The following is an 8,259-nucleotide window of genomic DNA, read 5'->3' on the forward strand; positions in this document are numbered from 1 at the left end:
ATCCCCGCGCCGGCGGGGATCCAGCAAGATAAAGGAGCCGCCGATGCGGCTCGTCCTCGCTTCCTCGTCGCCGCGCCGCCGCGATCTGCTCGCGCGGCTCGGGATCGTGCCCGACGCGATCGTCTCTCCCGATATCGACGAAAGCCCGCTCGCCAGCGAGTTGCCGCGCGCCTATGCGCTGCGCCTTGCCCGCGCGAAGGCGGCGGCCGTGGCGCGGACGCCCGGCGATGTGATCCTCGCCGGCGACACCACGATCGCGCTCGGCCGCCGCATCCTGCCGCCCGCCGACGACGAGACGATCCAGCGCCGCCTGCTCGGCCTGCTTTCGGGGCGGCGCCACCATTGCCTGTCGGCGGTCTGCGTGATCGATACGCGCGGCACCGCGCGCACCCGGCTGGTCGATACCGTGGTCGCGTTCAAACGCCTCTCGGATGCCGAGATCGCCCGCTACATCGCGTGCGGCGAAGGGCTCGGCAACGCGGGCGGCTACGCGATCCAGGGCCGTGCCGAGGCATTCGTCCGCTTTCTCTCGGGCAGCCATTCGGGCGTGGTCGGGCTGCCGCTGTTCGAAACCCGCGCCTTGCTCGAAACCGCGGGCGTACCGCTTGGCTGAGTGGCTTTACGAAGCCGGGATCGGCGAGACGCGTGCCGCGCTCGTCGAGGGCGGCACCATCGTCGAAGCGCGCATCGAACTCGACGGCAATCTCGCGGTCGGCACGATCGCCGAGGCGCGGCGGCGCGGCGATCATGTCGTGCTTGCCGACGGCCGCGAGGCGATGCTCGATCGTGCGCCACCGAGCCTCGGCGAAGGCGCGGCGCTGATCGTCGAGATCGTCCGCGAGGCGATCCCCGAGCCCGGCCGCGCCAAGCGCGCGCGCGCCATCCCCGCCGCGCCGGATGCGCTTCCCGCCCCCGGCCCCGATCTGCTCGCGCGCATCACCGCAACGGGGATTCCCGTCCGCCGCCCGCAGGCACACGAACCCGACGCACTCGAGGCCACAGGCTGGTCCGAACTGCTCGACGAAGCCGAGACCGGCGAGATCGCCTTCGGGCGCGGTGCGCTGCGCCTGTCGCCGACCCCGGCGATGACCTTGTTCGATGTCGACGGCGCACCGCCGTTGCCCGGTCTCGCGATTGCGGGCGCGACCGCCACCGCCACCGCGATCCGCCGCCTCGATATCGGCGGATCGATCGGGATCGACCTGCCCACGCTCAGCGGCAAGACCGACCGCCAGCGCGTCGCCGAGGCAATCGACGCGGCGCTGCCCCCGCCCTTCGAGCGCACCGCGATGAACGGCTTCGGCTTCTTGCAGATCGTCCGCCCGCGCCCGCGCGCGTCGCTGGTCGAACTGCTCCGCGCGGACCCCGCCGGGGCGATCGCGCGCGCAGGCTTGCGGACGATCGAACGCACCCCGCCGCCGGTGCCGCAACGCCACGTGCTGCCCGCCCCCGCGCTTGCATGGCTCGCTGCGCGGCCCCATCTCACGGTCGAACTGTCGCGCCGCACCGGCGCGCGAATCGACTTCGTTTCCGGAAGCTGACATGGCCGTTGCCGAAACCTGCCCGATCTGCGGCAAGCCCACCGATCCCGAGCACAAACCTTTTTGCGGCCGCGGATGCCGCGATCGCGATCTGCTGAAATGGCTCGGCGAGGGCTATCGCGTGCCCGCCGAACCTGTCGATTCCGACACGATCGCAAATCCGCGCCCGGGGCTGGACACCGACGATAGCCGCGATTAAAGCCCGCCTCTCTTCCGGCGCCCGTCGGATGTGCCCAGGTAGCTCAGTTGGTAGAGCATGCGACTGAAAATCGCAGTGTCGGCGGTTCGATCCCGTCCCTGGGCACCATGATCCGCTTCCACCGGATGCCGTGATCGCTCCTAAATAGCTCGTTAACCACGGCGCGATGGTGCCGAAGCGGCGGCCTCGACGTCCACGCAAATTGCGCATATCGGCCCGATCGCTCGCTGACGCCGCGTTGGGCCGGCCGCGGCATGATCGTCGGCATGATCGAGCGCCCCTTCTTCCCTTACGCAACCGAGGCCGATCCCGATCCGGTCGCGCCGTCATCGGGCGCGGTCACCGCTGCCGAGATCGTCCGCAACTTCTCGGCGGTGCGCCAGCGCGCACTCGGTGGGCCGGTGATGGTGACGCACCACGGCAAGGAATCGCATGTCCTGTGTTCGGCCGCACTGTTCCGGTCGCTGCTGCGGCAGCGCGACGCGATTGGCGACGGCGCGATCGCGCTCCAGATCGTCCAGCTCGCCGCGTGGATCGATCAGGGGCTGATCCTGATCGACGCCGATGAGCGCATCGTCCACGCCAACCCGGCTCTGGTCTTCCTGTTTCCCTACGATCCCGCGCGACTGACCGGTCGCCGATTGTTCGACGCGATCCCCGAACTCGCCGGTACGCTGGCCGAATCGTACCTGCGTCACGCCGCGGCATCGCGCGACGTGCGGCTGTTCGAGATGCCCTCGCCGTTCCGCAAGGACGCCTGGCTACAATGCCGCCGCGCGCCGGTGGGTGACGGCATCGCCCTCCTGCTGCGCGACATCGGCCCCGATATGCGAGCCGCCTGCGGCACCGAAACGCAATTACGAACCATCGGTATGGTGGAACGCATTTCATGAATAAGATCGACAAAAAATGCGAATAATTCTCCTTAAACACAAAAACCGTCCGTTCCTGATCGGAACATCACTTAACGGCTATTACAAATTGAACGACGCGTAACATGGAACGACAATCTCCCTACCGATCAATTGGGTCGGTTATCTACACCATGAATGGAGATGATGACATGCGCACTCTCGAAAAGAGCGAACTAAACCAGGTTTCCGGTGCCGGGCTGCTGGGGCTGAGCCTGAACCTGCTCAACCTGGTGGGCGTGAAGGCGCGCGTCGACCTCGGCGGCAATCACCGCTCGGGTCGCGGCGGTCGTGGCTACGATCGCTGCGAGCGTAGCAACCGCGGCCATCGTCGCGACTGCTACTGAGCGGCGCGCCGCTGAAAGTGGGCCGATCGGCGCGATCGTCGGTCGGCCCATCGCTTCGCTCCCGTTCGCCACCGCGGCGCCAACCACGGAGTCGATCTTTCCGATGCTGTTCCGATTGGAAGTCATCGAGCACAAACGGCTCCGCCCCTTCGGGCGCGCGGTGCCGCTCTATGCGAACGATATGCTGCCGATCGTGGTGCTGCTCATCCTCGTCGTGCTCGGCACGGCGCTGTGGCTTGCCAGCGGCACCTATGCGCGCACCGCCACCGTGCCGGGCTGGGTCGTCCCCGATGGCCCCGCCGCGCGGATCACGCCTGCCCAGCGCGGGATGTTGGTTGCGCTCGATGTCCGCGAGGGCCAGCGCGTGCGGCGCGGCGACCGGCTCGGCACGGTCGAGATCCAGAGCGCCAACGCGCTGAGCGCCGATCCCGCCGCCGAATCGCTCGACATCGTCGCGCGCGAGCGCGCCCAGATCGGCGAGCGCCGCCACCTCGCGACCGCGGCGAGCACCGCGGAACGCAGCCGTCTCGATGCCGCCACGCGGCAGCTCCACCTCCGCATCAAGGCGCTCGACCGCCAGATCGCGCTTCAGCGCGCGCGCGTCGCGTCGTCGCGCCGCAGCTTTGCGATCATCGGCGACGCGCGCCAGAAGAACTACGTCTCGCGGATCGATTTCGAGAACCAGCATCGCGCGCATCTCGACGAGGAAGCGCGCTTGCAGGAACTGATTGCCGAACGCGCCACGCTCGGCGGGCAGGTCGCCGATAACCAGGCCGCGATCCGCCAGGCGCCGATCGATCTCGGCCGAACGCTCGCCGATCTCTCGTCGCGCGGCATGGAACTCGATCAGCGCCGGCTCGACATCGCCGGTACGCGATCGATCGTCCTCACGGCGCCGATCGACGGCCAGGTCGCCGCGCTCCAGTCACGCGCCGGGCAGGCGGTCGGCCCCGATCGCCCGGTGATGGTCGTGCTCGGCGATGACGCGCGGCTCGACGTCGAATTGTTCGCGCCCAGCCGCGCGATCGGCTTCGCGCGCGTCGGCGAGCGCGTGCGGCTGATGTACGACGCTTTCCCCTACCAGCAGTTCGGCACCTTCGGCGGCACCATCACCCGCATCTCGCGCACCGCGCTCGGCCCCGACGAGATCGCCGCACCATTGTCGATCGACGAACCCGCCTATCGCGTCCGCGTCCGGCTCGATGCGCAGGCGGTGCGCGCGTTCGGCAGCCGCTATCCTGTCCAGCCGGGAATGACGCTCGGCGCCACGCTGATCCTCGAACGCCAGACTTTCCTCGATTGGCTGCTCGCGCCGATCAGGGCGATCCGGGCGAAGGCATGACCACGCTCGCGGCGCTGCCGCCCTTCGGCATGGCGATGAACCTGCTCAACTATTCGGGGCAGGCGATGCTGCCGATGATTCGCCAGTCCGAGACCGCCGAGTGCGGGCTGGCGTGCTTGGCGATGGTCGCCTCGTATCACGGCCATCGCACCACGCTCTGCATGCTGCGCCGCCGCCTGCCGGTCTCGTTGACCGGGCTGTCGCTCGCCGACCTGATCGACATGGCCGACGAGATCGGCCTCACCGCCCGCCCGCTGCGCGCCGAGATGGACGAGATCGCATCGATCCGCCTGCCCGCGGTGCTGCATTGGGATCTGACCCATTTCGTCGTGCTCAAGGCGGTGAAGCGCACGCTGGCCGGCCGGCGCTACATCGTCCACGATCCGGCGCGCGGAATCGTCTCGCTCGGCGCCACCGAAATGTCGCGGCACTGGACCGGCATCGCGCTCGAACTCGCGCCCACCGGCGCGCTTGCCCGCGTCGATCAGCGCGCGCGGCTCCGCCTGTCGCAGCTCGGGCTCAATCTCGTCGGGCTCAAGAGCGCGCTCGCCCAGGCGCTCGGCCTGTCGCTGCTGCTCCAGCTTTTCGCGTTCGCCGCGCCCTTCTACCTCCAGCTCGCGGTCGACAAGGCGATTCCATCGCTCGACACCAGCCTCCTTGCCGCGCTCGCGATCGGCTTCGCCGGGCTCGCGCTGATCGGCATCGTGACGCGCGGGGTGCGCGATCTGATCCTGCTGCGCATCGGCAGCGCGGTCGGCTTTTCGATGGTGGCGGACCTGTTCCGTCACCTCCTTCGCCTGCCCGTCGCCTTTTTCGAACGCCGCCACACCGGCGACGTGCTGTCGCGCTTCGGCTCGACCGATGCGATCACGAATGTGCTCAGCCACGGCCTGATCGCCGGCGTGATCGATGCCGCGATGGCGCTGCTGACGCTGGCGATGATGATCTATTATTCGCCGTTGCTTGCCGGCCTCGCGGTCGTCGCGCTCGCGATCTTCGTCACCGCGCGGCTCGCCACGGTGCGGCGGCTGCAACGGCTGACCGCCGATGCGATCGCCGCCAAGGCCGACGAATCGAGTACCATGATCGAAACCGTGCGCGGGATCGCCACGATCAAGCTGTTCGGCCGCCGCGGCGATCGGCTGCGGCTGTGGCAGAACCGCCGCGCCGACGCGATCAACGCCGATCTAAAGCTCCAGCGGATGACGATCTGGTTCGAGCTGCTCGGCGAAGGCGTCACCCGGATCGAAACCGTGCTGTTCGTCTTCCTTGCGGTGTCGATGGTGATCGCGGGCAGCTTCACCGTCGGCATGATCTTCGCCTTCCTCGCCTATAAGGGGCAATTCCTCGATGCCGGGCTGCGCTTCGCCGATCTGGTCGCCGATTGGAAAACGCTCGACACGCATGTCGATCGCATCGCCGACATCGCGCTCGAACCGCCCGAGGACGATCCCCCTTCCCTGTCCCGCACGGGCAAGCCCACCTTCACCGGCCGCATCGAGCTTGCAGGCGTGCGCTTCGCTTATGGCCGCGGCGGCCCGGAGATCCTGCGCGGTGCCAGCCTGACGGTTGAACCCGGTGATTCGGTGGCGATCACCGGCGCCTCGGGGTGCGGCAAATCGACATTGCTCAAGTTGCTGCTCGGCTTCCATGCGCCCACCGGCGGCCAGATTCTCGTCGGTGGCGAACCGTTGGCGCAATGTGGCCTCGCCGCATTCCGCCGTCACCTCGGCGTCGTCCAGCAGCATGACGTGCTCTATGCGGGCACGATCGCGGAGAATATCGCCTTCTTCGATCCGCATCTCGATTTCGATCAAGTGCTGCGGTGCGCCCGTTTGGCGTGCGTTGATGATGACATCGCGCGGCTGCCGATGGGGTATGACAGCCTCGTCGGCGACATGGGCTCGTCGCTCTCGGGCGGGCAGCGCCAGCGCGTCTTCCTTGCCCGCGCGCTCTACCGCCAGCCGCGCCTGCTGCTGCTCGACGAAGGCACCGCCAATCTCGACACGGCGTGCGAGGCCGCGGTCAACGCCAACCTCGCGCACCTTCCCATCACGCGCATCATCATCGCACACCGCCCCGAGACGATCGCGACGGCGCGCCGCATCGTCCGGCTCCACGACGGGCTGCTCGACGAACTGCCGCCCGCCGCGCCGATCGCGCTCAACCGGGCCTCGGCGTGACGCGCGCGGGGGCAAGCGCCATCGTCGCCGCAGCATTGCCGCTCGCGGCATGCGCGACGCCGGCGCCCCGCACCGCGCCACCGTCAATCATCACCGCGCAGGCGCTCCCTGCGCATTACGCCATCATCGCATCGCCCAATGCCGGCGAGACCGCTGCCGACCTCACCTTATGGTGGCGCCGCTTCGACGATCCCACGCTCACCCGCCTCATCGAGGTCGCGCTCGCCGCCAATCAGGATATAGTCCAGGCCGCGGCGCGGCTCGTCCAGGCACAGGCGCGCGCGCGGGCCGCCGGCGCGGCGCGGTTGCCGACGCTGGGCATCGTGCTCGATCCGGCACGCACGCTCACCCGTCCTGCCGGTGCGATCGGCCCACGCACCGCGCTTGACGGCGCAGCCTCGCTCGGCTGGGATCCCGATCTGTTCGGTGGGCTCGCCAGCGCCCATCGCGGCGCCCGTGCCGAGTTGCGTGCCGCCGGCTACGATCTCGCCACCGTCCAGCGCGCCGCCGTCGCCGAGGTCGCCGCGAGCTATGTGTCATATCGCGCGCTCGAGGTGCGGCTCGTCGAAGCGCGCACCGCGCTGTCGGGCCAACGCGCGCTGCTCGACGTGATCGAGCATCGCTACGCGATCGGCATCGCGGTCGCCGCCGATGTCGAGCGCGCAAAGCTCCAGCTTTTCCAGATCGAGGCGCGGGTCCCCGCGCTCGACGATGCGCGCCGCCGCGCTGCGAACCGGATCGCGGTGTTGATCGACCGCCCGCCGGGAACAATCGAATCGATGCTAAAAGCCCATTTGGAAGCGCCTCGCTCGGCGCCTTGCGGCACCGCCCCGCTCCCCCACGCCGATATGCTGCCCGCCGCCGGCGTGCCCGCCGATCTGCTCCGCCGCCGCCCCGACGTGCGCGCCGCCGAGCAACGAATCGCCGTCGCTGCTGCCAATGCCGGGGTCGCGCGGGCGGCGCTCCAGCCGCAATTGTCGCTCGGCGCGGTCATCGGCGGAGCGGCCTTCTCGCTGCCGTCGCTGGTCGATTCGCTCGTCTCGACCGTTGTCGGCCGCATCAGCCAGACATTGTTCGACGGCGGCCGAGGCCGCGCGATGCTCGACGAACAGCGCGCCGCTGCGCGCGGCGCAATCGCGGCCTATCGCGCGACGATCCTGACCGCACTCGAAGACGTCGAGAACGCCCGCTCGGCCGTCGCTGCGGGCGCCAGCGGCGTGCGGATCGCCAAAGAGGCCTGCACGGCGGCCCAACGCAACGCGGCCCTGACACGTGGCGCCTATGAGATCGGCCTGTCCGATCTGTTCATCCTGCTCGACGCGGATCAGCAAGCGCTCGCCGAGCGCGACGCGCTGATCGTCGCCAAAGCCGATCAGGCGCTCGCGCAAATGCAGTTATACGTGGCGCTGGGTGGCGGCTGGGCGATTCCCGCACCACAGACGCTTGACCGCCCGCCCCGCATTCCCTAACCGGCTGCCTTCGCCAGGCATGGCCCCTTCGTCTAGCGGTCTAGGACGCGGCCCTTTCACGGCTGAAACACGGGTTCGATTCCCGTAGGGGTCACCATAACGGCAAAAATAGCGGAATTCTGAGCTTAACGGACGCTTCATCTATCCTTGGGTACAAAGGATGGGTACAAAGTGACGTGACCCCCGGCTTTCATCCAGCGGCAACCAGAGACCGACCATTGTTGTCGCGCATGAGCGCAGGTGAAGCAACGGGCTGGGTTGACCCAG

Annotated in this window: 8 protein-coding genes and 2 tRNA genes; all 10 read left to right on the forward strand. The window is 68.7% G+C overall.

Annotated features, from left to right (window positions below; all coding sequences use genetic code 11):
• Positions 1 to 43: 43 nt before the first annotated feature.
• The 10 genes from DFR49_RS20450 (at position 44) to DFR49_RS20495 (ending at position 8,089) form a co-directional block, all read left to right on the forward strand.
• Positions 44 to 613 (forward strand): Maf family protein, encoded by a 570-nt coding sequence (locus tag DFR49_RS20450; RefSeq protein WP_119037508.1) that lies wholly within the window; start codon positions 44 to 46, stop codon positions 611 to 613.
• The gene (locus DFR49_RS20455) at positions 606 to 1,541 is read left to right on the forward strand and encodes a ribonuclease (protein ID WP_119037509.1); all 936 of its coding nucleotides are present in this window, start codon (positions 606 to 608) and stop codon (positions 1,539 to 1,541) included. The genes DFR49_RS20450 and DFR49_RS20455 overlap by 8 nt, the downstream gene beginning before the upstream one ends.
• A gap of 1 nt (position 1,542) precedes the next feature.
• Positions 1,543 to 1,740 (forward strand): DNA gyrase inhibitor YacG, encoded by a 198-nt coding sequence (locus DFR49_RS20460; protein ID WP_119037510.1) that lies wholly within the window; start codon positions 1,543 to 1,545, stop codon positions 1,738 to 1,740.
• Positions 1,741 to 1,772: 32 nt separating this feature from the next.
• Positions 1,773 to 1,848 (forward strand) — tRNA-Phe (locus DFR49_RS20465).
• A gap of 158 nt (positions 1,849 to 2,006) precedes the next feature.
• A complete protein-coding gene (locus tag DFR49_RS20470) occupies positions 2,007 to 2,633 on the forward strand; it encodes a PAS domain-containing protein (protein ID WP_170151072.1) in 627 nt (208 codons plus the stop codon).
• A gap of 170 nt (positions 2,634 to 2,803) precedes the next feature.
• Positions 2,804 to 2,998 (forward strand): hypothetical protein, encoded by a 195-nt coding sequence (locus DFR49_RS20475; RefSeq protein WP_119037512.1) that lies wholly within the window; start codon positions 2,804 to 2,806, stop codon positions 2,996 to 2,998.
• A gap of 103 nt (positions 2,999 to 3,101) precedes the next feature.
• A complete protein-coding gene (locus DFR49_RS20480) occupies positions 3,102 to 4,340 on the forward strand; it encodes an HlyD family secretion protein (protein WP_119037513.1) in 1,239 nt (412 codons plus the stop codon).
• The gene (locus tag DFR49_RS20485; protein ID WP_147373736.1) at positions 4,337 to 6,523 is read left to right on the forward strand and encodes a peptidase domain-containing ABC transporter; all 2,187 of its coding nucleotides are present in this window, start codon (positions 4,337 to 4,339) and stop codon (positions 6,521 to 6,523) included. The genes DFR49_RS20480 and DFR49_RS20485 overlap by 4 nt, the downstream gene beginning before the upstream one ends.
• Positions 6,520 to 7,992, forward strand: a complete 1,473-nt coding sequence (locus tag DFR49_RS20490) for an efflux transporter outer membrane subunit (protein ID WP_170151073.1) — start codon at positions 6,520 to 6,522, stop codon at positions 7,990 to 7,992. Before DFR49_RS20485 ends, DFR49_RS20490 begins: the two co-directional genes overlap by 4 nt.
• Positions 7,993 to 8,013: 21 nt before the next feature.
• A tRNA-Glu gene (locus DFR49_RS20495) sits at positions 8,014 to 8,089 on the forward strand.
• The last annotated feature ends 170 nt before the right edge of the window (positions 8,090 to 8,259 follow it).

The organism is Hephaestia caeni (assembly GCF_003550065.1).
In the GTDB taxonomy this organism is placed as follows: domain Bacteria; phylum Pseudomonadota; class Alphaproteobacteria; order Sphingomonadales; family Sphingomonadaceae; genus Sphingomonas; species Sphingomonas caeni_A.

What these genes read in the sequence shown, in the direction of transcription:
- DFR49_RS20485 (WP_147373736.1), top strand. Translation starts at nt 4,337, where the DNA reads ATGACCACGCTCGCGGCGCTGCCGCCCTTCGGCATGGCGATGAACCTG.
- DFR49_RS20460 (WP_119037510.1), top strand. Translation starts at nt 1,543, where the DNA reads ATGGCCGTTGCCGAAACCTGCCCGATCTGCGGCAAGCCCACCGATCCC.
- DFR49_RS20450 (WP_119037508.1), top strand. Translation starts at nt 44, where the DNA reads ATGCGGCTCGTCCTCGCTTCCTCGTCGCCGCGCCGCCGCGATCTGCTC.
- DFR49_RS20475 (WP_119037512.1), top strand. Translation starts at nt 2,804, where the DNA reads ATGCGCACTCTCGAAAAGAGCGAACTAAACCAGGTTTCCGGTGCCGGG.
- DFR49_RS20480 (WP_119037513.1), top strand. Translation starts at nt 3,102, where the DNA reads ATGCTGTTCCGATTGGAAGTCATCGAGCACAAACGGCTCCGCCCCTTC.
- DFR49_RS20470 (WP_170151072.1), top strand. Translation starts at nt 2,007, where the DNA reads ATGATCGAGCGCCCCTTCTTCCCTTACGCAACCGAGGCCGATCCCGAT.